The 22924-nt window shown below is 48.8% G+C and carries 21 protein-coding genes and 1 other RNA gene; 18 read left to right on the top strand and 4 right to left on the bottom strand.

Features of this window, described 5'->3' with window-relative positions; translation table 11 throughout:
• Positions 1–2: 2 nt before the first annotated feature.
• The 7 genes from panD to nth all read left to right on the top strand — a co-directional run bounded on the left by panD (position 3) and on the right by nth (position 8069).
• The gene (gene panD, locus NST20_RS08055) at positions 3–386 is read left to right on the top strand and encodes an aspartate 1-decarboxylase (RefSeq protein WP_041819100.1); all 384 of its coding nucleotides are present in this window, start codon (positions 3–5) and stop codon (positions 384–386) included.
• 136 nt (positions 387–522) lie between these two features.
• Entirely contained in the window at positions 523–3315 is a 2793-nt protein-coding gene (gene dinG, locus NST20_RS08050; RefSeq protein WP_342400388.1) for an ATP-dependent DNA helicase DinG, read from the top strand.
• Between the two features lie 192 nt (positions 3316–3507).
• Positions 3508–3960: a DUF5590 domain-containing protein gene (locus NST20_RS08045; RefSeq protein ID WP_342400387.1), complete on the top strand. Its 453-nt coding sequence runs from the start codon at positions 3508–3510 to the stop codon at positions 3958–3960.
• Between the two features lie 22 nt (positions 3961–3982).
• Positions 3983–5170, top strand: coding sequence for a pyridoxal phosphate-dependent aminotransferase (locus NST20_RS08040; protein WP_342400386.1), 1188 nt, complete (start codon positions 3983–3985; stop codon positions 5168–5170).
• Between the two features lie 95 nt (positions 5171–5265).
• The gene (gene asnS, locus NST20_RS08035; protein ID WP_342400385.1) at positions 5266–6558 is read left to right on the top strand and encodes an asparagine--tRNA ligase; all 1293 of its coding nucleotides are present in this window, start codon (positions 5266–5268) and stop codon (positions 6556–6558) included.
• 107 nt (positions 6559–6665) lie between these two features.
• Positions 6666–7361: a DnaD domain-containing protein gene (locus NST20_RS08030; RefSeq protein ID WP_013859475.1), complete on the top strand. Its 696-nt coding sequence runs from the start codon at positions 6666–6668 to the stop codon at positions 7359–7361.
• Positions 7362–7409: 48 nt separating this feature from the next.
• Entirely contained in the window at positions 7410–8069 is a 660-nt protein-coding gene (nth, locus tag NST20_RS08025) for an endonuclease III (RefSeq protein WP_340702661.1), read from the top strand.
• An 88-nt stretch (positions 8070–8157) separates the two neighbouring features.
• Here the strand turns inward: nth and NST20_RS08020 are convergent, their stop codons facing one another.
• The 3 genes from NST20_RS08020 to NST20_RS08010 all read right to left on the bottom strand — a co-directional run bounded on the left by NST20_RS08020 (position 8158) and on the right by NST20_RS08010 (position 11913).
• Entirely contained in the window at positions 8158–10923 is a 2766-nt protein-coding gene (locus NST20_RS08020; RefSeq protein WP_342400384.1) for a PBP1A family penicillin-binding protein, read from the bottom strand.
• A 92-nt stretch (positions 10924–11015) separates the two neighbouring features.
• A complete protein-coding gene (gene recU, locus NST20_RS08015) occupies positions 11016–11621 on the bottom strand; it encodes a Holliday junction resolvase RecU (protein ID WP_342400383.1) in 606 nt (201 codons plus the stop codon).
• 181 nt (positions 11622–11802) lie between these two features.
• A complete protein-coding gene (locus NST20_RS08010) occupies positions 11803–11913 on the bottom strand; it encodes a hypothetical protein (RefSeq protein ID WP_017553035.1) in 111 nt (36 codons plus the stop codon).
• Positions 11914–12176: 263 nt separating this feature from the next.
• Between NST20_RS08010 and NST20_RS08005 the strand changes: the two genes are divergently transcribed.
• The 3 genes from NST20_RS08005 to NST20_RS07995 all read left to right on the top strand — a co-directional run bounded on the left by NST20_RS08005 (position 12177) and on the right by NST20_RS07995 (position 13411).
• Positions 12177–12416 (top strand): hypothetical protein, encoded by a 240-nt coding sequence (locus NST20_RS08005; protein WP_019720925.1) that lies wholly within the window; start codon positions 12177–12179, stop codon positions 12414–12416.
• Between the two features lie 66 nt (positions 12417–12482).
• Positions 12483–12845: a YppE family protein gene (locus tag NST20_RS08000; protein WP_013859469.1), complete on the top strand. Its 363-nt coding sequence runs from the start codon at positions 12483–12485 to the stop codon at positions 12843–12845.
• Between the two features lie 71 nt (positions 12846–12916).
• On the top strand, positions 12917–13411 hold the full coding sequence (locus NST20_RS07995; RefSeq protein ID WP_342400382.1) for a YppG family protein: 495 nt from the start codon (positions 12917–12919) through the stop codon (positions 13409–13411).
• Positions 13412–13474: 63 nt separating this feature from the next.
• Here the strand turns inward: NST20_RS07995 and NST20_RS07990 are convergent, their stop codons facing one another.
• On the bottom strand, positions 13475–13918 hold the full coding sequence (locus NST20_RS07990; RefSeq protein ID WP_315958403.1) for an Hsp20/alpha crystallin family protein: 444 nt from the start codon (positions 13916–13918) through the stop codon (positions 13475–13477).
• A 150-nt stretch (positions 13919–14068) separates the two neighbouring features.
• On the opposite strand from NST20_RS07990, the gene NST20_RS07985 reads away from it, so the two are divergent.
• The 8 genes from NST20_RS07985 (at position 14069) to NST20_RS07950 (ending at position 22723) form a co-directional block, all read left to right on the top strand.
• Positions 14069–16369, top strand: coding sequence for a DEAD/DEAH box helicase (locus NST20_RS07985; protein ID WP_342400381.1), 2301 nt, complete (start codon positions 14069–14071; stop codon positions 16367–16369).
• Entirely contained in the window at positions 16350–17648 is a 1299-nt protein-coding gene (locus NST20_RS07980; protein ID WP_342400380.1) for a ribonuclease H-like domain-containing protein, read from the top strand. Before NST20_RS07985 ends, NST20_RS07980 begins: the two co-directional genes overlap by 20 nt.
• A gap of 348 nt (positions 17649–17996) precedes the next feature.
• Complete coding sequence (locus NST20_RS07975) at positions 17997–18248, top strand: CotD family spore coat protein (RefSeq protein ID WP_017553027.1); 252 nt, start codon at positions 17997–17999, stop codon at positions 18246–18248.
• Positions 18249–18312: 64 nt separating this feature from the next.
• Entirely contained in the window at positions 18313–18864 is a 552-nt protein-coding gene (locus NST20_RS07970; RefSeq protein ID WP_013859463.1) for a DUF1273 domain-containing protein, read from the top strand.
• A 79-nt stretch (positions 18865–18943) separates the two neighbouring features.
• Positions 18944–19246, top strand: a complete 303-nt coding sequence (gene gpsB / locus NST20_RS07965; protein ID WP_013859462.1) for a cell division regulator GpsB — start codon at positions 18944–18946, stop codon at positions 19244–19246.
• A gap of 183 nt (positions 19247–19429) precedes the next feature.
• An RNA gene (rnpB, locus tag NST20_RS07960) (RNase P RNA component class B) lies at positions 19430–19820 on the top strand.
• Positions 19821–19975: 155 nt separating this feature from the next.
• The gene (locus tag NST20_RS07955; RefSeq protein WP_013859461.1) at positions 19976–21121 is read left to right on the top strand and encodes a class I SAM-dependent RNA methyltransferase; all 1146 of its coding nucleotides are present in this window, start codon (positions 19976–19978) and stop codon (positions 21119–21121) included.
• An 81-nt stretch (positions 21122–21202) separates the two neighbouring features.
• A complete protein-coding gene (locus NST20_RS07950) occupies positions 21203–22723 on the top strand; it encodes a carboxypeptidase M32 (RefSeq protein WP_342400379.1) in 1521 nt (506 codons plus the stop codon).
• Positions 22724–22924: the final 201 nt, after the last annotated feature.

Below are 22924 nucleotides of genomic sequence, written 5' to 3'. Positions count from 1 at the left end.
CTTTGCTGCGGACTATGATGAACGGGAAAATCCACCGGGCAACCGTGACGGAAGCGAATTTAAACTATGTCGGAAGCATCACGATTGATGCGGATTTGCTGGATGCGGCGGGGATGGCGCCCAATGAGAAAGTGCAAATTGTGAACAATTCCAACGGGGCGCGATTTGAAACGTATATCATCCCGGGTGAAAGGGGATCCGGCGTCATCTGCCTGAACGGCGCGGCAGCCCGGCTTGCACAACCCGGTGACATTGTGATTATCATTTCGTACGCCCTTTTGACGGAAGAAGAAATGAAAAACCACCATCCGAAAATTGTTCTGCTTGATGCAAAAAACCGGATTGAAAAAATGTTATCGGAAGAACCGGCTTCCACGATTCTGTAGGGGGAAAACCGCACCTGCTTTTTCGGGCAGGGCGGTTTTTCAATTTCTGCAGCCTGGTTGTGGCGAATGATCGATTTTATGTTAAAATAGTACAATATGGAAGAAACGGGGCAATTATTTTTAGTCAGGTGATGTTATGCAGCGCTATGTAGTCGTAGATCTTGAAACAACAGGAAATTCAGCAAAAAAAGGCGATCGCATCATCCAGTTTTCCGCTGTTGTGGTTGAAGGCCGGGAGATCAAAACGCAATTTACAAGCTTCGTCAATCCCGAAAAGCCGGTACCGCCGTTTATTTCGGAATTGACCGGGATCGATAACGGCATGCTTGAAGAAGCACCGGTATTTTCGGAGATCGCCCCGCGCATCATGGAAATTTTGGAAGGCAGCATATTTGTCGCCCACAATGTGCTGTTTGACCTACCGTTTTTGCAGCAGGAATTAAAGGCTGCGGGGTTTCCGCCGTTTCGCGGGCCGAGCCTTGACACCGTTGAATTTTCGAGAATTGCATTTCCAACTTTAAACAGTTATAAACTGGGGGATCTGGCCGATTCTTTGTCCCTTTATCATGAACGGCCGCACCGGGCGGACAGTGATGCTTTTGTTACGGCAAAGCTGCTTCTTGCCTGCATGGAAAAGTGTGCGTCCCTTCCTGTCGTCACACTTGAACAACTCGTGCCGCTTTCTTATTCCTTGAAAAGCGACCTTGCCGGCATTTTTGAGGATATACTGGAAGAGAAACGGCGGTATATCGAGCATTTGCCGCCGGATATGGAAGTATACCGGGGCATCGCATTAAAACGGAAAAGCCTGCCTGCGGATGACGGCCCGCGCGAGATTGGCCGTTATCCGCAGGATGCGGCTGAAAAAGAATCCTGGTTTGCGGCTTCAGGCGCCGGGATGGAAGCGCGCCCCGCCCAATTTGAAATGATGGACCATGTCCGGGAAGCTTTTTCTGCTGAGGAGCATGTCGCATTGGAAGCAGGCACGGGCATCGGCAAATCCCTTGCCTATCTTGTGCCGGCCGCTTTCCAAGCGATTTCGGAACAAAAACCGGTGTTAATCAGCACGTATACGGTTGCGCTTGAGCACCAGCTTTTAAATAAGGAAATCAAAAGGCTTGAACAGATGCTGAAAACCCCGGTCAGGACCGTGTTGCTAAAGGGGAGAAGCCATTACCTGCATTTGTTTAAGTTTGAACAGTCGTTAAAAGAACCGGACCGGCAGTACGACGCCGTATTTGCCAAAATGCAAATCCTGGTCTGGCTTACCGGAACAGAAAGCGGCGATCTTGACGAGCTTCATTTATCCGGTGGCGGAAAACATTTTTGGCAGCGGATTAAACAGGACGGCTGGCATACGGATAAAAAAGATCCGTGGAAATCGCGGGATTTTTATCTTTACGCCAAAGCCTGCGCAGCCTCTGCTGACATCGCCATCACGAACCATGCGATGCTGTGCGCGGAACTTGAAAGGGACCAGTCGGTGTTTGACGGATTTCAATACGTCATCATTGATGAAGCCCACCGCCTTGAACAAGCGGCCCGGGAAACGATCGGGAAACGCGCAAGTTACAACCAAATGAAATATATGATGGCAAGGCTCGGCCTGTATGAGCAAAAACAGCTGTTTTACAAATTGGAAAAAATGATGGAAAAATACGGGCTAAAAGCCGGGCTGCATGCGTTTGAATGCGATGCAATCCTTCAGGGGCTTGATGCCGAGCTCGATGATTTATTCGGCATGCTCGCCCAAAAAGTGATGCGCGCGAAGCGGGAAACAAACGGTTACCAGAAAATCAAATTAAGAATTAAAAAAGAAAACTGGAAACAAAAAGCATGGTGGGCGGTCCTGCTCTGTACGGAACGGGTCAGGGCGTCCATGAAAGAGATTTCGCAGGCATTGGAAGAAAGGCTTTTGCAGTTGCTTTCCGAAAAACAGATGAAAGAACAGACACTCGCTTTTATTGAAGAAATGTACAGCTTTTTGGAAGATTGGCGCCTTTTGCGCGACAACCTGGCCGTTTTCGCCGGCCAAAACGGCGGGGATGAAAATGTCGTCTGGGTGGAAGGAGATTTGCGTGCCCTCCCGAACAGCCTTGTCATCTATTGCCAGCCGGTGCATGCCGGAGAAACGTTGCAAAAAGCTTTTTTTTCGCAAAAAAAGAGTGTCGTGCTTACTTCCGCGACATTGACCGTTGGCGGAAGCTTCCGCTATTTTCTCGGCGAGACGGGGCTTTCGCACACCACAAAAACGGTCCGCATTCCGTCGCCTTTCCGCTTTGACAGGCAGGTGCAGTTTATTATCCCGAACGACCTTCCTGATATCGGATCCGCCAGTATGGAAGACTTTGCGGAAAAAATGGCAGGTTATCTGCTTGCCGTTGCGGAGGCCACAAAGGGCAGGATGATGATTTTATTTACATCCTTTGATTTGTTGAAAAAGGTGTACCACCTGATGAAAGAAAGCGGAATGCTTGAAGATTATATGCTCATCGCCCAGGGCATATCAAGCGGCAGCCGGTCGAGGTTAACGAAAAGCTTTCAAAAATTTGACAAAGCGATCCTTCTCGGTTTAAGCAGTTTTTGGGAAGGGGTTGACATCCCTGGCGATGACCTTTCCTGCCTCGTGATGGCCCGCCTCCCGTTTTTGCCCCCGGATGAGCCGGTTATAGAAGCAAAGTCCGATTATTTCAGGGCAAAAGGGAAAAATCCGTTTTCCGCTTATGCGTTGCCCGAAGCCGTGCTCAGGTTCAAACAAGGGTTTGGCAGGCTTATCCGGACGCGCCATGACCGCGGCATTTTTCTTGTCCTGGACCGGAGGATTGAAACGGCCACATACGGGCCGGCGTTCATAAAATCGCTGCCGCCGGTCCGCATCAGGCACCTGGATCTGAACGGGACGCTTGAGGCCATTGAAAGCTGGCTGTAAAAAAAGTGCTGCGACAATGCAGCACAAAACAGGGTGGACCGGAAAAATGATCAAATGCATCATTTTTTCATTCATTTTTGCTGTATAATGATGAAGGAAATGATTCTAAGCTTAGGATGGCCTGCATGGGAACTGATATGAATGACAATATCTGCTTAAAAGGATTTACGCCATGGAAAATGAGGGTTCGGAATGAAAAAAGCACTGATCTCAATTTGCATTTTGGTCATCGTGATAGCCGGATTTGCGGCAGAGACTTATTGGAAAGCACGGAAACCGTATCATGAAGCATACAACAAAGCGGCCGCTGTTGCCAAAAGCAAAGCCGGCATCCGGGCTGCCGATGCATTTTATCTTTACAATGGCAAAAGCACCTATTATGTTGTCGTGGGGAAAGGCAAAGGCGGGAAGAAAAAAGCGGTTTGGATCCCTGAAAAGAAACCGAAGCGTGTGACCGTCCTAGACTTGAATACCGGCATTTCAAAACAGGATGCAGTGAAACAAGTGGTGCAAAAAAGGCAGCCGGATAAAATTTTATCTGTGCGGCTCGGCATGGAAAGCCAGGTTCCCATTTGGGAAGTTGCTTATATAAAAGGAAACAGCCTCGGCTATGATGAGGTTCCTTTTTTAAAAAAATCCAATTGATCCGTTTGGAGAGGTGAATCGTATGAAACTGGCATCAAGGGTAAGTGCATTAACGCCGTCATCCACGTTGGCGATTACGGCAAAGGCAAAAGCAATGAAGGCGCAAGGCATCGATGTGATCGGCCTTGGCGCAGGTGAACCCGATTTTAATACACCGAGGGAGATTATCGAAGCCGCGTATCAGTCGATGCTGGACGGCCAGACGAAGTATACCCCGGCTGGCGGAATGGCATCGCTGAAAGAGGCCGTCATTGAAAAATTCCAAAAAGACCAGGGGCTTGGCTTTAAAGCAAATGAAATCATCATCACCAACGGGGCAAAACACGCCTTGTATACATTGTTTCAGGTGCTGCTCGACCAGGGCGATGAAGTGATCATCCCGTCTCCTTACTGGGTAAGCTATCCCGAGCAGGTAAAGCTTGCGGAAGGCGTCCCGGTCTTTGTAGAAGGCAAAGAAGAAAACCAGTATAAAATAACGCCGGAGCAGCTGGAAAAAGCCGTATCACCACGGACAAAAGCGTTTGTACTCAACTCTCCCGGCAATCCGACCGGCATGATGTATACAAGGGAAGAACTTGAAAAACTCGGCGAAGTCTGCCTGAAACACGATATTTTGATCGTGTCGGACGAAATTTACGAAAAATTGGTGTACGGCGGCAACCGGCATGTCTCGATCGCCACCATTTCACCGGAACTGAAAGCACAGACGGTGATCATTAACGGCGTCTCAAAATCCCATTCCATGACCGGCTGGCGGATCGGCTATGCGGCCGGGAACAGGGAAATCATTAAAGCGATGACAAATCTTGCCAGCCATTCGACTTCCAATCCGGCAACGCCTTCCCAGTTCGCGGCACTCGCCGCATACAGCGGGGACCAGCGTGCCGTGGAAGAGATGCGCCAGGCTTTCGAGGCACGGCTCAATGCAGTTTTTAACCGGCTGGTTGAAATTGACGGGATTACCTGCATCAAACCGCAAGGCGCTTTTTATTTATTTCCGAATGTGAAGGAAGCCGCAAAGCTGACCGGTTTTCAATCGGTTGACGCATTTGTGGAGGCTTTGCTCGAGGAAGCGCGCGTTGCCGTTGTCCCGGGTTCCGGTTTCGGCGCGGAAAACAATATCCGGCTTTCTTATGCCACTTCTTTGGAAAATCTTGAAGAAGCGCTTAAGCGGATCAAACAGTTCGTGGAAACACGGAAAAAAGCATGAACCTTTGGCTTGTTTCCTTTTTCCGCCTTTGTTTAGTATAATGGATTCCGGTACATATGGGAGACAAGCCGGAAATTGTTTTGGAGGGAAATACCGTGAAAATCACCATCTCAGAAGTACACCAGCATATCGGGGAGGAAGTGACGATCGGGGTCTGGCTGAACAATAAACGTTCAAGCGGCAAAATTGCCTTTCTCGAGCTGCGTGACGGGACAGGCTTTATACAAGGCGTGGTCGTAAAGAACGAAGCCGGGGAAGAGGTCTTTCAAACGGCAAAATCGATGAGCCAGGAAACTTCTTTTTACGTTACCGGAACAGTCCGGGAAGATGCCCGCTCCCCGTTCGGCTACGAGCTCCAGGTGGCCGGTATTCAGATCATCCATGAAGCCGTAGATTACCCGATCACACCAAAAGCGCACGGGACCGAATTTTTAATGGACCACAGGCATTTATGGCTCCGTTCCCGCCGCCAGCACGCTGTCATGAAAATCCGGAACGAAATCATCCGGGCGACGTATGAATTTTTCAATATGAACGGGTTTACGAAAATCGACCCGCCGATTTTAACCGGCAGTGCGCCGGAAGGGACGACCGAGCTGTTCCACACGAAGTACTTTGATGAAGAAGCCTATCTTTCGCAAAGCGGGCAGCTTTACATGGAAGCGGCAGCGATGGCATTCGGAAAAGTATTCTCTTTCGGCCCGACGTTCCGCGCTGAAAAATCGAAAACGCGCCGCCATTTGATCGAGTTTTGGATGATCGAGCCGGAAATGGCTTTTTATGAACATGAAGATAGCCTGAAAGTGCAGGAACAGTATGTTTCCTATATCGTCCGGTCCGTTTTGGAAAACTGCAAACTCGACCTGCACCGGCTTGGCCGCGATACTTCAAAGCTTGAGCAAGTCTCGGCGCCGTTTCCGCGGATTACGTATGATGCCGCCATTGAATTGCTCCATGAAAAAGGATTTGAGGAAATCAAGTGGGGCGAAGATTTTGGCGCGCCGCATGAAACCGCAATTGCCGAAAGTTTCGACAAGCCGGTGTTCATTACGCATTATCCGGCTGCAATTAAACCGTTTTACATGCAGCCGGATGCTAAGCGCCCGGAAGTCGTGCTGTGCGCCGATTTGATTGCGCCAGAAGGGTACGGAGAAATCATCGGCGGCAGCGAGCGGATCAATGACTATGATTTGTTGCTGAAACGGATCAAGGATTTCAATCTGTCGGAAGAAGCTTACAAATGGTATCTTGATTTACGTAAATACGGTTCTGTTCCGCATTCCGGCTTCGGGCTGGGCCTTGAGCGGACGGTTGCCTGGATTTCGGGCGTTGAGCATGTGCGCGAAACGATTCCATTCCCGAGGCTTTTAAACCGGATCTATCCGTAATTGAAAAAACGGCTGCATTGACGGTGTGCAGCCGTTTTTCTTTTCAGATGTTTTTTTCAATTCCCTTGCCGTTTTTAAACTGCTATACTTACATTGAGGTGTCCGACATGGATAAAGATCTTTTGCTTGCCTGGTGGGAAGAAGGGGTATTGACCGTCCCCCAGCTCTTATTGAAAAAATACAAACAGCTTGGCCTGAATGAAACGGAACTTGTGCTTTTGCTGCAAGTTTATTCTTTTTTAAAAGAGGGAAATGCGTTTCCGACGCCTGAAGATCTGGCAGGCAGGCTTACCATTCCGGAAAGTATGTGCGTTTCGATTTTGCGGCGTCTAATCCAGCATCAGTTTTTGTCCATTGAAGAAGGGGAAGGGGAAGGCGGCATCCTGTATGAAAAATATTCGATCATGCCGCTGTGGGCGAAACTCGCCGATGAATTTGTCTACGAGAAAAAACAGGACGAGCTTGAGAAAAGCGTAAACGAAGAAACCGATTTATACACCACGTTTGAACAGGAGTTTGGCAGGCCGCTGTCGCCGCTCGAATGCGAAACATTGGCGATGTGGATTGACCAGGACGGGCAATCCCCTGATTTGATTAAAGCCGCCCTGCGTGAAGCCGTTATCTCCGGCAAACTGAATTTCCGCTACATAGACCGCATTTTGTTTGAATGGAAAAAGAACGGCATCCGGACGGTGGATGAAGCACGCGAATATGGAAGGAATTTCCGCAAATCGTCAAAACCGCAAGCAGAAAAACCGAAAACGACCAATCCGGTGCCGTTTTATAACTGGCTCGAACAATAAAAGGTGACGATAATAATTTTATGTAAACTAGTTACGGGAGTTTGAGAGATGCTGACAAAACAACAAATCCGGCATTGCCTTGAGACAATGGGGGAAATGTTTCCGGATGCCCGCTGTGAATTGAATCATTCAAATCCTTTTGAGCTGCTGATCGCGGTAACATTATCCGCCCAGTGCACCGATGCGCTCGTCAATAAAGTGACAAAAAATCTGTTTCAAAAGTATAAATCCCCGGATGACTATATTGCCGTGCCGCTTGAAGAACTGCAGCAGGACATCCGGTCGATCGGGCTTTACCGCAACAAAGCAAAAAACATCCAAAAACTTTGCCGGATGCTCATCGAGGAATACGGGCGGGAAGTGCCGCAAACGCGGGAAGAACTGATGAAACTGCCCGGCGTCGGCAGAAAAACGGCAAACGTTGTCCTGTCGGTTGCTTTTGGCATTCCGGCCATTGCTGTCGATACCCATGTAGAGAGAGTTAGCAAACGGCTCGGCTTTTGCCGCTACAAAGACAGTGTATTGGAAGTGGAACAAACCTTAATGAAAAAAGTGCCGAAAGAAGAATGGTCGATCACGCACCACCGGATGATCTTCTTCGGCCGCTACCATTGTAAGGCCCAGCGCCCGCAATGTGAAATCTGCCCGCTTCTTGACCTGTGCAGGGAAGGGGAGAAACGGATGAAGCAGAAAGAGAACAAGAAATGAGAATACGAAAAAGCATGGAGAATCGTTTCTCCATGCTTTTTTTGATCAGACCGGCGGGGGCGCAGAAAGCCATCCATCATGTGCTTTTTTATTCAGAACCGGTATTATTATTTGCGGACGCGTTGCCCGAACTGTTTTCGCCTTTATTGGGACTGTTCCCGCCGTTCGTATTGGTTCCCTTGGTTCCCTTGGTTCCGTTGGTTCCGTTGGTTCCGTTGGTTCCGTTTGAACCGCTGCTTCCGTTTCCATTCGTGCCTGCTCCATTGTTTGCCGAGCTGCCGTTTCCGCTTGAAGTGCCAGTGCCTGAACTGTTTCCCGGACTGTTGTTGTTATCTTTGCTGCCGTTTCCGCTGTTTTCCGAGCCGTTTCCGTTTGAATTTCCGCTGTTTGTTCTCTTGTCTGAGCCGGTGTTGTCTTTGTTTTCGCCGGACTGATTTGTGTCAGTGTCGGTATTGCTATTCGTATTTGAATTGTTTGCATCCGGTTGTTTTTGGGCATTGTCTTCCGGTTGCTTGTTTTGGTTATCATCCGCCTTCGTGTCCGTGCTGCCCCCCGGAACCGTTACACTCGTGGATGCCGCTTTGCTTTTCACGCCATTTACCGTGGCGGTGACATTGAAGACATACGTTGCGCCCGCTTTCGGATTTGCGACGGTGATCGATTTTCCTGAAGTCGAACCGAATGACGCCGCGCTGCCGTTTATTGTACCGGATACGTTAAAGGTCGCACCTGACCCTTTATAATCCCAGGTTACCGTAATTTTATTGCTGTCTGCATCATACGCTGCGTGAACATTTGCCGGCGCATCCTGGGTGACGGATTTTTTATCAATCGCCGTATCGATATAGCCGCGGATATACAATTCGCTGCCCATTCTGACGACACTTTTCGGCATCGTAAAGTCAGGGGTCTCTTTTCCTTCCGATACATAACGCATCAAGTGGCGGTAAATTTGCTGCGCAACCGTTTGATACGGCCTTGTGACGCCGTATTTTTTGCCTTTCTCGCTTTCGTAGCCGGTCCATACTGCTAACGAATATCTTGTCGTGTAGCCTGCAAACCAGGAATCCTGTACGGACGAACTTAGAATCCCGTATTTTGCCAGATCGTTTTTATCAAAATTCGTGGTGCCCGTTTTACCGGCGGCAGGCAATCCTGGAATATGGGCGGTTGTCCCGGTGCCTTTTGTCAGCACATCTTTCAGCACGTCCGTAATCATATAAGCCGTATAGTCGCTCATGGCGATTTTGGACTGGACATGCGGTTTGATTTCCGTGACCCCGTCACGCAGGACAATTTTCCGGATGGCATGCGGCTTGTTGTATATGCCTTCATTGCCGAATGCGGCGTAAGCGGAAGCCATCTGCAGCGGTGAAACTTGCACCCCTCCGCCGATGGATGAAGATTCAACGATTTCTTTGCGGTTTAAATCAAGGCCGAGTTTTTTTGCAAAACGGATGGCCCTTTCCTTGCCGACTTCTTTATATGTTTCATAGGCAGGAATATTCCGTGATAAATACAGTGCCTTGCGCATGCTCATCTTGCCAAGGAACCGGTTATCCCAGTCATTAATCGGCGTTCCGTCCGAATAAGTGGTTGCCACATCGTTCAATCGGTGCCCGGTTGACCAGTGCAAGTACTCAATCGCCGGCCCGTAGTCAAGAATCGGTTTGATTGTTGATCCCGGCGAACGCTTCGTATCAACGGCATAGTTGAAGCCGCGGTCAAGTTTCATATTGCGCCCGCCGCCAAGCGCGCGGATTTCGCCTGTTTTCGTATCGACCAGGGCAATGCCGGCCTGCATTTTTTTATCCGGATAATTGATGATCGAATTGGTGTTTAAGATCTTTTCCGTATATTGCTGTGCGGAAGAATCCAGGGTTGTATAAATGGTTAAACCGTCGGCATATACATTATAGTTCCCGAGTCTCTGCACTTCCTTAATCACTTCATTGACAAAAGCAGGATATTTGTTCGCGTTTGTATTCCGCTCTTTTTCTTTCACCAGCCCGGCCGAAACCGGGGCGGCCTGCGCTTTTTCCATTTCATCCTTTGTTATTTTGTGGTTTTTGTACATCATATAAAGGACAATATCTCTTCTTTTCTTTGTCAGATCCGGATGGTCAAACGGATTATAATTATTCGGGCTTTGCGGCATGCCGGCCAGCACGGCAATTTCCGGCAGTGATAATTTGCTTAAAGATTTGCCATAATAATGTTCAGCAGCTGTCTCAAAGCCGAAAACACCGTCTGACATATAGACTTTATTGACATACATTTCAAGGATCTCATGTTTTGTGTATTTCCGCTCAAGCTGAATCGCAAGCCATGCTTCCTGGGCTTTCCGCTTTAATGTTTTTTCGTTTTTATTGTTCAGCGCCATGGAAACGACCTGCTGCGTCAGGGTGCTGGCCCCCTCGGACCCGAAACCTTTGGTAAAGTTTGCGACCACCGCGCCCCCGAGCCGTATCGGGTCGATCCCGTGATGCTGGTAGAACCGTGTATCTTCCGTCGAAAGAATCGCGTTTTCCATCTGCTTTGGAAGCTCTTCATAATCGATATATTTCCGGTTCTGTGCCCCGAGCGTTGTGACTGTTTTGTTGTTTTTATCCTTGATCACCGATGGAATCGGGTCGGATAACTGCTTCTTCGTCAGTTTCGGGGAGCTGCTTGCGTAATACGCAAAAGTGCTGATGCCCGCAATGACCCCGGCTAGCCCGAGAATAAAGCAGACGAGAATGAGCCGCTTTATAAATGTTAAAAATTTGTTTTTCGGTTTTTTCCTTTTCTTTTTATGTTGATTTGCCTGCATTTGTTTCCGGCGTTCTTCGCGGGATTGGTATTTTTCTGCCATGCTCAGCATTCCTTTCTTCTAAACCTGAAAAAGCCGATTTAGATTCAAAACATATTGTTGCCGGATCCGTCAATCATCCGGCCGGGCAACAACTATAAAGCATACAATTGCTTTAAAATGGCGATGTAATCAATTCTCGGCCGGTATCCGACCGGTATAGGATGCCCGTTTGCTTCAATTTCTTCTTTTTTTATCGATTTTCTCCCTCCGGCAAGCATTCTATCCCAATAAAAAAATAAATGGCGGGATTCCAGCAAAAAAATTTCTTCTCCCTTCGCAAAACGGAGAATGACAAAGCAAATCCCGCCTTGCGCTACCACCTGTTTCATATGGGTGATTTGATGCTCATGGAAGTTATGAAGCGGAAAAGAAGTATGGTTTTGCGTTTCCTTTGCTTCAAAGTCTATATATTTACCGTTCATCACCCCATTGTAATCGGTTGTGGACGGCTGTTTAAAATAGGCTTCTTTAATGACGGCTGTGCTCCGTGACTGGTAATCGACCTGGACAATCTGGATCGGGGTCGGTTTTTTATGGATAACGGCAATGCCTTCCTGCAAATAATAAGCATTGGTTTCATTCAGATCCTCTTCCAGTGTCATCCCCCGGTTGCCGTATAAAATTTGGTTCGCATTTTTCCGTCCGGCTTTGTTTTTTGCCTCTTTATACCTTTTTCCGTTTGGATAACGCAATTCCATGTTCCCTCACCTCATAAGCTAAATTATATCATAGCAGAACAGACAAAGAATATGTAATAAAAAAAACAGTCTTTCGGCCCCTTTGCACCGGCGGGGGACAAGGAACCGGCCTGCCCGGCTTTTTTCGCTAAAAACAGGCAAAACAAAAAGCAAGGAAATGTTTCCTTGCTTTTTGCTTTCATTAGGTGGAAGGGCGGTCAGGGCCGTTCAGCTTCTTATCTCCTTTCGCCAAAGACCCTTTTTGTTCCTGTGCTTTTTTTTGTTGTTGCGCTTTGTTATCATTCGTTTTCATGGAAATCCGCCTCCTGAAATTGGTGTCACCGGATTTTCCGGCACATTTATTGTTTGCAGTTCCGCCTTTTGCATACATGCCGGCACGAAAGTTGACGCAGCCAGAAAAAATGTGCCCGAAATGGAGACATGCTGTCGAAAGGAAACACAAAATGAAGAAACCCGTTTTCTTTGCCGAATTGCTTCTAGTTTTGTCAGACATGAAGGGACCGGGCCGCCTGGCAGAGAATGAATAGGCATGTTGAAATTCAGGGGGGAAAACAAATGATACCGAAAGCCGCATTTTTAAACGGGCTGGAAAAAATGGAACAGGCGCTGGAAAACATCGGGACAGGGATCCGGCATAAGGCGGAGAAGGAAGCAAGAAAGCAGTCGATAAAGCAGTGGTACCGTTTAAAAAAAACAGAAATGAGGCTGGACCATTTGGAAAAAAGGGCGGAAGCATTCAGAAAAACATACAGGGCGGAAAGCTTGCGGATTGATGAAAACAAAAAAACTTCCTAAAATGAAAGAAGTCTCCCGTGAAGAACCCGGCGAAGGGAGAATATCCGTTTAGAAGGGTGAAGAGAAATGGAAGACGGACAATTACAAGCGTTAAACCGGCAGCTGATTTCGTACACGCATGAGCTTTATGACCTGTACCAGGAAGTAAAGGCAACAGGGGTGGAAAAGGATTTTTTCAGTGAAGTCAAGCCTTTTTGTGATACGTTGCAGGATGCCATTGACAGGTGGCTCCCGGCTGCAAAAGCATGGGTGGAAGCCCGGAGGCCGGCGCATCTTTTTCCATCCCAGCTTGAACATACGGCCGAAAATTTGCAAATGGTTGCGGTGCGTGCTTTTTACCCGTCATCCAGCCGCAAAATGATGCTCGATCATTTCCAGTCAGTAAAATATATTCTCCAATGCTTGCAGGAAGCATTGGAGAAATCGTAATCGATATGGACATATCACCAATTGCCGGATGCCACATACATTATTGGTGAAGCAGGCAGGAGGCGATGGCAATGCGCGTTATGCAAGACCCTTACGCAAGCAGGCGCACAAGAAGCACAGGCCGGTATCCTGCAATGCCGGGGGCCGGTCCGTATTACCCGCAGTTTCCATATCCCGGGCAGCATTCCCCGCATGTGTTCGGATACCCCCCGGCGCCGTATCCATACGGCCAGCAACCGGGCGGGTACGGCCATGCCTGGCATATGCACGGACAAAGTGGCCAGCATGCCGGGGAAGAAGCTGCCATGCATTTGTTCGGGAACCCGCTGGAGGCCGCTGAAAAGCCAAACACCCAGCACGGTGCGGCAGGGTTCGCCCATCCGTACCCGCATCAGCCTGTTCCGCTAAAGCCGCCGCAAATGGGGGGATCTTTTTTGAATTCCTTCAAATTCCAGGATGGCTCCATTGATTTTAATAAAATGGTCAATACTGCCGGACAGATGATCAATGCGATTAATCAAGTCTCATCGATGGTCAAAGGGCTCGGGGGCCTGTTTACAAAATAGGCTTCCGGGCCGTTTTGCTTAAAAAGGGCGAAAAACGGAAAAAACCGGGACGCTCCCGGCATACTATTCAATCCTCAGCTTTTTTTTCTTTCCTTTCGGCATTAAAATCACAAGCAGCCCGTTTTCAAATTTTGCCTGAATCTGATCCCCGTCCACCGCGGGCGGCAGGGGCACCGTCCGGCTTATCCGGTGGAATGCGCTTTTCTTTTCGTAAGCTTTTTTCGTTTCATCCAAACTTGAAACGGCTTCCTCATGCCTGGCGCTAATGGTGAGATATTGATCATAAACTTCAATCTCAATCTGGCCTTTTTCATAGCCGGGCAGTTTGGCTGTCAATACATAGGCCTCATCTTTTTCTTCGAGGCGTACCGGAATCGTATCAAAAGAAAAAAATTCATCCAGATTCTCAAAAAAATGTTTGACCGGCTTTTCCTGAAAAAATTGGTCCATCGCTTGCATCAGCCCGTAAAAAGGATACTTTTCTTCCGGGCCGGATAAATTGGACATCGGCAGGCTCCTTTCTTGTTGATGATGAAGAAAATGAAATGGTTGCACAGCACTCTTTCACTGTATAATATGAAAACCAAGCGGGAAATGTGAAAGAATGCTTTGAAAACGAACGTCTATTCGCTATAATAGATAGCGGGGTGAGGAAAGTTGTTCAAAAAAAAGAATTTGCAGGAAATATTGGAGCAGTTGCAGATGGACCGTTCTTTCCAGGAGCGGATCGTCCATTGGCATACGATTGAAGGAAAGCCGGCTGTAACGGTGCCTTTTCCTGGCAGCATCACACCGGCTGTACTTTCGGCGCTGGAAAAAAGAGGGATTTCGTCATTGTATACCCACCAGGCAGAGGCATATCAGCTTGCCATGGCAGGAAAAGATTTTACGGCCGTTACCCCGACTGCATCAGGCAAAACGCTTTGCTATAATCTGCCCGTGCTCGAGACCATCCTTCAAAACCCGGATGCACGCGCGCTTTATATGTTCCCGACAAAAGCGCTCGCGCAGGACCAGAAAAGTGAAATAAACGAAATCATTGAAGAAGCCGGCGTGCCTGTAAACAGTTATACATATGACGGGGATACGCCTTCAAATATCCGGCAGCGCGTGCGCAAAGCCGGCCATATCGTCATCACCAATCCGGATATGCTGCATTCCGCCATTTTGCCCCACCATACAAAATGGGTGTCGTTTTTTGAAAATCTAAGATTCGTGGTGATCGACGAACTGCATATATACCGCGGCGTGTTCGGCAGCCATGTTGCCAATGTGTTGCGCAGATTAAAGCGGATTTGCCGTTATTACGGGAGCGATCCGGTTTTTATTTGCACGTCCGCGACGATTCAAAACCCGAAAGAGCTGGCGGAAAAGCTAACCGGCAAAAAAATGGAACTGATTGACCAAAACGGCGCGCCGAGCGGAACGAAGCATTTTCTTTTTTACAACCCGCCGCTTGTGAACAAGCCGCTGAACATCCGGAGAAGCGCCACACTTGAAGTCCGGAAAATTGCAGGGGAACTTTTGAAAAACAAAATTCAGACGATTGTTTTTGCAAGAAGCCGTGTGCGCGTCGAAATCATCTTAAAATACTTGCAGGAAATCGTTAAAGACGAACTCGGGGAAAAGTCGATCATGGGCTACAGGGGAGGATACCTTCCAACCGAGCGGCGGAAAATCGAGCAGGGGTTAAGAAACGGGGACATATACGGGATTGTCAGCACGAACGCCCTCGAGCTCGGTGTCGATATCGGCCAGCTCCAGGTCTGTATTATGACCGGCTATCCGGGCACAATTGCGAGCGCCTGGCAGCAGGCCGGGCGCGCAGGAAGAAGGCAGGGGGAATCACTTGTCATCCTTGTTGCCGGCTCAAGCCCGCTTGACCAGTACATCATCCGCAATCCGGGCTTCTTTTTCAACCGGTCCCCGGAGACGGCGCGCATCAACCCCGATAATCTTGTCATTTTAGTGGACCATGTTAAATGTGCGGCATATGAGCTGCCGTTTAAAAAAGGGGAAACGTTTGGCGACGTTGAAATCGAGGACGTGCTCGAGTTTTTAGCGGATGAACGGATCCTCCACCGGCGCGGGGATGCGTGGTACTGGATGAATGATGCTTTTCCGGCCCATAATATCAGCCTTCGTTCCGCATCGCAGGAAAATGTCGTCATTATCGATATGACCAATTCGCCGGATGTGCGCGTGATCGGTGAAATGGACCAGTTCAGCGCGATGACATTGCTCCATGAAGAGGCGATTTATTTGCATCAGGCGGTGCAGTATCAGGTTGAAAAGCTGGACTGGGAAGAGAAAAAAGCCTTTGTCCGTGAAGTCGCTGTTGATTATTACACGGATGCCAATCTGGCGGTGGAGCTGAAAGTGCTGGAACAGGACAGAGAGACCGTTTTGCAAGATGCAAAAATCGGCTATGGGGATGTGATGGTCCGGGCGATGCCGACGATTTTCAAAAAAATTAAATTTAACACGCATGAAAACATTGGCTCGGGGCCGATCCATCTTCCGGAAATGGAACTGCACACGAATGCCGTTTGGTTTTCCATGGGGGAAGATGCGGTGCCAAAACATTTGCTGGAAGGCGCGCTTACCGGCGCTGCGCACGCACTCCAGTCGATTGCGCCGCTTTTTGCCATGTGTGACGCCCATGATATCCAGGCCGTGCCCCAGGTGAAAGCAATCCATGACGAAAAGCCGACAATCTTTTTATATGACCGGTATCCGGGCGGCATCGGCCTGAGCGAAAAAATCTATGGCGGGGCAAGGAAAATTTTGGAATCTGCAAGAGCGATGGTTGTAAACTGCCCTTGCGAAGACGGGTGCCCTTCCTGTACGGGCGCAGAAACGGCTGCCGCGGGCGCAAAGCAGGCCGCCGTCCGGCTGTTTGATTTCTGGCTCGGGGCGATCAAAGGAGGCGAGCATCATGCCGGGATTAAAAGATAAATTAAACCGGATGAAAAACCATATCGTGAGGGACCAGCCGGAGCCTGCTGGACGGGCGGAAGCACTCGGGGCCGATTCTGTCCCTTTCTTTGAAATGTGGGAAAAAGCGGGCGTTTCGCTGTATGATTTGGATGGCGATTACTGCCTCATCCGTGAAGTCCGCTACCCGCTTGAAACAAAGCACGGCAAATATGCTTTTCGCGACTATTTTGATGCCATCAAACTGTGGCAGCAAAAGCCGGTCCGCCACCCTTTATCCGCCAAAGGGTACAGCCCGTCTGATTTATTTTTTTTCGATACCGAAACGACCGGCCTCGGGGGAGGGACGGGCAACACGATTTTTTTGCTCGGATATGCTTCCTTTACCGAAGAAAATGTTATTTTAAAACAGCATATTCTTCCGGAGCCGGGGCTTGAAGTGCCGCTTTACTACAGCTTCCTGGAAAATATCGATTACACTGCGCTCGTTACTTATAACGGGAAGGCGTTTGACTGGCCCCAGGTGAAGACGCGCCATACGCTGATCCGCGACCATGTGCCGCGTCTGCCTGAATTTGGCCATTTTGATTTGTACCACGCGGCAAAAAGGCTGTGGAAAGATGAACTCGGGTCCGTGAAATTAGCGAATGTGGAGCGCGAAATTCTGGGGGTGGAACGCAAAGAGGATATCCCGGGATACCTGGCGCCGATGATTTATTTTGATTTCGTTGAGCGCAAAAATCCGGAAGGCCTGCTTGGCGTCATCCGCCATAACGAAGAGGACATTTTATCGCTCATTTCTTTGTACACCCACCTTACGTTTCAAATTCTAGAGGCCGACCCGGACCAGACGGCAAAGGAAAAACGGCTTGTCGGGAAATGGTTTGAATATATCGGCGAAGATGATGCTGCGGTGAAACGTTTTGAAGCGGCCGCCGGCGAAAATGATCTGACTGCCAAACACCGCCTGGCCTTCCAGTATAAAAAACAAAAAGCATACAGAAAAGCCGGAATGCTGTGGGCGGAATTAGCCGAAAATGCGCCGGATACGATAAGAGCCGAAGCATGCATTGAGCTCTCCAAACTATATGAACACAAGGAAAAAGACCTTTTGCAAGCCGTCCGCTATGCCGAAAAAGGCCTGGAAATTTATCAAAAGTACGGCAGATTCGGTTATGGGAAATGGAAAAAATGCTGTTTGGAAACGGAAAAACGCCTTTTACGGCTGTACCGGAAAGCCCAAATCCCGGCGAGATCCTCTTTCAGCAAGGAAATGCCCGGGAAAAGAACCGGTTTTTAACCGCTATTTCCTGGGCAAGCGCATGATTCGACGGGGAATCCGGAATTTTGAAACGCCCTTTGTTGGGATTTGTCGGTTTCTTTTGGATCAGAGAAAAATGCGCGCCCTTTGTCGATTTCCGTATGTTGTGATTGCAGCCCACCAAAAGTCCCGTTAAAATGGTTTTGATTAAAAAGAAATGTAAAGAGGCCGAGAAAACGATGCACCGGGCTTCGGCTGCTCCCGAAATGGGGATAAGGGCGTGAATTATTGGCAAATTGGGTTTTTTCATTAGTACATGTTTCCTTTCCGGGTCATAGGTTAGTAGTGTAAGAAAAAAGACGTCTGATGATGAAAGGAGATCGGAACATGTTTCACCACCATTGCCCGCCGCGGATCATGCCGGCTGTTGTGCATCCGACAAAATGCTGCGTTACGCACACCGTCCAGGATGTCATCGTGCCGCATGTTTTCCCGACGCATACAACCCATGTGAATCACCATGTATTTCATCAGCAAAACTACTTTCCGCACACGGAATCGTATGTCAATCAAACCGATCCGGGAACGGTCTGCAACTTTTTTGATCCAGTCAGACCGCACGGGCCGAAGTGCTGCTGACAAATGGACGGCAAGGGCAATCCTTGCCGTCCTGCTTTTAGGAAAACAAAAGGAGCGTAATCCATTGGGAAAAGTTGTCGCCATTACAGGCTATAAACCGTATGAACTGGGGATATTCGGGACGGACCACCCGGGTATTCGCTATATTCAAACGGCAATCAGAAGACGGTTGCTGGAATTGCTCGATGAAGGGTACGAATGGGTCCTTATTTCCGGGCAGCAGGGCACCGAACTTTGGGCCGCTGAAACCGTTTTTGATCTGCAAGCGGAATATCCGGAACTGAAACTCGCTGTGTTAATGCCTTTTGAAGGGCAGGAAGAAAAGTGGAAAGACGAACAAAAAGAATACTACGAAATGGTGCTTTCCCAAGCCGATTTTGTTGCCGCCATCTCGAAAAGGCCGTACGAAAGCCCGCAGCAGTTCCGCAATAAAAACCGGATTTTCTTACATAAAAGCGACTGCCTGATGATTGTGTATGATGAAGAACGCGAAGGGTCCCCGAAATATTTGTTCGAAGCTGCAAAAAAGTTCAGCGAATCGCATTCGTATGACATCCGCATCATTGACTTTTACGATTTACAGGCAATAATAGAAGAAGAACAGACAGATTTTTAGGCAGCTGTGGTACAGTTGACAAATAAAAAGGTTTTTGAAAAAATGAAATTATGTCTGGGAGATGTAAGGTGGTGCAAACATGTTATCGGATCAAATTAAATTGACGGCGAAAGACATTTTGGAAAAAGAGTTTAAAACGGCTGTCAGAGGCTACCGGCAGGAAGAAGTAGACAAATTTCTGGATCTGATCATAAAAGATTATGAAACGTTTAATCAGACGATTGAGGAGCTCCAGCAGGAAAACCTCCGGCTCAAAAAGCAGGCGGAAGAACTGGCAAAGCGGCAGCCTGTACAGCAAATGACCGGGACAACGAATTTCGATATTTTAAAACGGCTGTCCAATCTTGAAAAACATGTTTTCGGCAACAAATTAAATGAATAGCCAGCTCAAAAAATGTGTGAAATTTTTCTGCGGAAAGGGCCCGGGGAAGCGGCATAAATAAACAGACCATCGCTTGCCCGAACCCGGTATGGCAATACAGGGGGAAGAAATTGGCACAACCGTTAAAAATTACAGCTTGCAAGTCCCGGTTTCTTTTTATATAATAGATAAACGTTGTGAATAACGTTCGGGTAATCGCTGCAGCCTGGAAACGGCTGTTGAGGAAAGTCCATGCTCGCACGGTGCTGAGATGCCCGTAGTGTTTGTGCCTGGCGAATTCATAAGCCAGGGCAGCCTTGGTTCAAGGCTGACGGCAGGGAAAACGCCTAAACCTTCAGGCAATGGCGGAGTACCCTTGAAAGTGCCACAGTGACGGAGCTTTACGGGAAACCGTAAAGGTGGAACGAGGTAAACCCCGCAAGCGAGCAACTCAAATCATGGTAGAGGCACTCTTTCTGAGGAAATGAACGAGGAAAGAGACAAGCGTATTGCTTGTAGATAGATGATTACCGCCTTCGTACGAGATGGCGCCACATCGTTTGCAGTACAAAGGTACAGAACATGGCTTACAGAACGTTATTCTGGCTGAATCGAAAGAATCGGGCCGGCGCTGCGGTATTTAGATATACAGCAGGCGCCCGGCCTTTTTTATACATAATTTTTTAAAACGGGGTTATCCGGTACTGAATGCCGCACAATAAGAAATATAAGATGAGAGATGGTGGGAAAATGTCTGGCTTTCAATTGATCGCGACAAGCGCAATGGGGATTGAGGCGCTTGTTGCAAAAGAAGTGCGTGCACTCGGCTACGACTGTACGGTGGAAAACGGGAAAATTGAATTTGCCGGGGATGAATCGGCGATTGCCCGTGCCAATCTCTGGCTGAGATGCGCGGACCGCGTGAAAATCAAAGCTGCCGAATTTAAGGCGGAAACTTTCGACGAACTGTTTGAAGGGACAAAAGCGGTTCCCTGGGAGGATTATCTGCCGAGCGATGCCGAGTTTCCCGTCACCGGAAAATCGGTCAAGTCAAAGCTGTTCAGCGTCCCGGACTGCCAGGGAATTGTCAAAAAAGCAATCGTTGAACGGCTGAAGTCCCGTTATAAAGGAACGAGCTGGTTTGAGGAAAACGGCCCGCTTTTTAAAATAGAAGTGGCGTTATTGAAAGACGTGGCCACCATTACGATCGATACAAGCGGGGCCGGGCTGCATAAACGCGGCTACCGCGCGGCGCAAGGGCCGGCGCCGATCAAAGAAACGCTTGCCGCTGCGCTTATCCGGCTGACAAACTGGCATCCGGACCGGCCGTTTCGCGATCCGTTTTCCGGTTCCGGCACAATTCCGATCGAAGCTGCGCTCATCGGGCAAAATATTGCACCGGGTTTTAACCGCGATTTTCTATGCGAAACATGGCCGTGGATGAGTGAAGCCGTCTTTGAAAAAGCGCGCGAAGAAGCGGAAGATCTCGCCCGGTACGACCAGCCGCTTGACATCGCCGGTTCGGATATCGACCCCGGGATGGTTGAAATCGCCCGGCAAAACGCCAATGAGGCAGGGCTTGGCGGCATCGTCACGTTTAAACAGATGCAGGTGGCCGATTTTACAGCGCAGGAAGCATACGGCACGATTGTGGGCAATCCGCCGTACGGCGAGAGAATCGGCGAACGGGCGGAAGTGGAAAACATGTACCGGGAGATGGGCCGTGCATTTGCCAGGCTTGACACGTGGTCGGTTTATATTTTGACTGCGGACGAACAGTTTGAACGCGCATACGGCAAAAAAGCGACGAAAAAAAGAAAGCTTTACAACGGGCCGATCAAAACCGATCTGTATCAGTTTTGGGGGCCGCGCCCGCCGCGGAAAACGGAAACGTAAGCAAACGGAATGGTTATCGTTTGTGCGCTGCGTGAAACATGGTAAGATGGACGTGCAAGTGATTTGACGGGAGGTATAGTGATGGGAACAGAGCCGATTGAAAAACTGGAGCAGGACTTTTTGGCGTATGTCAAAAAAATCAAAGCTTATGAAGAAGCACTTGCCCTTATATACTGGGATTTGCGGACCGGCGCGCCGAAAAAAGGCGTCGGGCAGCGTGCGGAAGTGATCGGCATTTTATCGGGCAAAGTCTTTGACATGCAAACTTCAAAAGAAATGGCTGAATTTTTGGAGAAGCTTTTGCCGCATCAGCAGCAATTGTCGGAACGGACAGCTGGTACATTGGAAGAATGCCGGAAAACATACGAACGCAGCAAAAAAATCCCGCCTAACGAATACCAGGCTTATACGGTGCTCGTCTCGAAAGCGGAGAATGTTTGGGAAGAAGCAAAGGAAAAGGCAGACTTTTCCTTGTTCCAGCCATATCTCGAACAAATCGTGGAATTTAAAAAGAAATTTGTCCGCTACTGGGGGTACGAAGGCCATCCGTATAATCCCCTGCTCGATCTGTATGAACCGGGCATGACAGTTGATGTGCTCGACCGTGTGTTCAAACAAGTGAAGGATGCGATTGTGCCGCTTGTCCAGAAAATCAGTATGTCGGAAGAAAAACCGGATACGGCATTCCTTTTTCACCCGTTCCCGAAAGAAAAGCAAAAAGCGTTTACGCTTGAAATACTCAAGCAGATGGGCTTTGACTTTGAGGCGGGGCGGCTGGATGAAACGGTGCATCCGTTTGCAACCGGCATCAACCAGGGGGATGTGCGGATAACGACACGTTATAATGAAAACGACTGGCGCGTCGATGTGTTCGGCGTCATGCATGAAGGCGGGCACGCTTTGTATGAGCAGCATATTTCAAAAGACCTGTCGGGTACGCCGCTTGCAGAAGGCGCGTCAATGGGGATACACGAATCACAGTCCCTGTTTTTTGAAAACATCATCGGCCGTTCTTTTCCGTTCTGGAAGAAAAATTATCCGCTTTTGAAACAATTTGCATCCGGGCAGTTTGATGATGTGCCGCTTGAAGCATTTTACCGTGCAGTGAACGAGGCGAAGCCGTCCCTGATCCGGATTGAAGCCGATATGCTGACGTACCCGCTTCATATTATGGTGCGGTATGAAATTGAAAAAGCGCTCTTGAATGATGAAATCGAAGTCGGGGAGCTCCCGGAAATCTGGAATGCGAAATATGAGGACTATCTTGGCATCCGGCCGGAACATGACGGGGAAGGCGTACTCCAGGATGTGCATTGGGCCGGCGGGGATTTTGGCTATTTTCCGTCTTATGCGCTCGGCCTGATGTACGCCGCCCAGTTCAAACATGCGATGTTAAAATCGCTCCCGGATTTTGACAAGCTTGTGGAATCGGTCAATCTGGAGCCAATCCGGAAATGGCTCTCAGCGCATGTCCACCGGTTCGGCAAATTAAAAAAACCTGCCGATATTTTGCGCGATGCCACCGGCGAAGCGCTCAACCCGAAATACTTGATTGATTACTTAACCGAAAAATATACCGATGTTTACCGGATCAAAGATTAAGACAAAACTTCCGGCTAACAAATAAAGTGCGCAAGCCGCCGGTTTCAGACAGAACACCGGAAACTTGCGTATGCCGCTTATCCGGTGTTCGTACCCTAACAGGCAATTGATTGAACGATGAAAAAAACGGCGGATATTCCGGTTTTTCTTTCCATGTTGTCCTCCGGATTGCCTGTTAAAAATTCCGTAGGATGTGACTTG

It is taken from the genome of Weizmannia sp. FSL W8-0676, assembly GCF_038593015.1.
GTDB lineage: Bacteria > Bacillota > Bacilli > Bacillales > Bacillaceae_C > Weizmannia > Weizmannia coagulans.
The sequence above is the reverse complement of the archived record's forward strand: the minus strand, read 5'-3'. Positions and strand labels throughout refer to the sequence as shown.

What these genes read in the sequence shown, in the direction of transcription:
- dinG (WP_342400388.1), top strand. Translation starts at nt 523, where the DNA reads ATGCAGCGCTATGTAGTCGTAGATCTTGAAACAACAGGAAATTCAGCA.
- NST20_RS08045 (WP_342400387.1), top strand. Translation starts at nt 3,508, where the DNA reads ATGAAAAAAGCACTGATCTCAATTTGCATTTTGGTCATCGTGATAGCC.
- NST20_RS08040 (WP_342400386.1), top strand. Translation starts at nt 3,983, where the DNA reads ATGAAACTGGCATCAAGGGTAAGTGCATTAACGCCGTCATCCACGTTG.
- NST20_RS08030 (WP_013859475.1), top strand. Translation starts at nt 6,666, where the DNA reads ATGGATAAAGATCTTTTGCTTGCCTGGTGGGAAGAAGGGGTATTGACC.
- nth (WP_340702661.1), top strand. Translation starts at nt 7,410, where the DNA reads ATGCTGACAAAACAACAAATCCGGCATTGCCTTGAGACAATGGGGGAA.
- NST20_RS08020 (WP_342400384.1), bottom strand. Translation starts at nt 10,923, where the DNA reads ATGGCAGAAAAATACCAATCCCGCGAAGAACGCCGGAAACAAATGCAG.
- recU (WP_342400383.1), bottom strand. Translation starts at nt 11,621, where the DNA reads ATGGAATTGCGTTATCCAAACGGAAAAAGGTATAAAGAGGCAAAAAAC.
- NST20_RS08010 (WP_017553035.1), bottom strand. Translation starts at nt 11,913, where the DNA reads ATGAAAACGAATGATAACAAAGCGCAACAACAAAAAAAAGCACAGGAA.
- NST20_RS08005 (WP_019720925.1), top strand. Translation starts at nt 12,177, where the DNA reads ATGATACCGAAAGCCGCATTTTTAAACGGGCTGGAAAAAATGGAACAG.
- NST20_RS08000 (WP_013859469.1), top strand. Translation starts at nt 12,483, where the DNA reads ATGGAAGACGGACAATTACAAGCGTTAAACCGGCAGCTGATTTCGTAC.
- NST20_RS07995 (WP_342400382.1), top strand. Translation starts at nt 12,917, where the DNA reads ATGCGCGTTATGCAAGACCCTTACGCAAGCAGGCGCACAAGAAGCACA.
- NST20_RS07990 (WP_315958403.1), bottom strand. Translation starts at nt 13,918, where the DNA reads ATGTCCAATTTATCCGGCCCGGAAGAAAAGTATCCTTTTTACGGGCTG.
- NST20_RS07980 (WP_342400380.1), top strand. Translation starts at nt 16,350, where the DNA reads ATGCCGGGATTAAAAGATAAATTAAACCGGATGAAAAACCATATCGTG.
- NST20_RS07975 (WP_017553027.1), top strand. Translation starts at nt 17,997, where the DNA reads ATGTTTCACCACCATTGCCCGCCGCGGATCATGCCGGCTGTTGTGCAT.
- gpsB (WP_013859462.1), top strand. Translation starts at nt 18,944, where the DNA reads ATGTTATCGGATCAAATTAAATTGACGGCGAAAGACATTTTGGAAAAA.
- NST20_RS07955 (WP_013859461.1), top strand. Translation starts at nt 19,976, where the DNA reads ATGTCTGGCTTTCAATTGATCGCGACAAGCGCAATGGGGATTGAGGCG.
- NST20_RS07950 (WP_342400379.1), top strand. Translation starts at nt 21,203, where the DNA reads ATGGGAACAGAGCCGATTGAAAAACTGGAGCAGGACTTTTTGGCGTAT.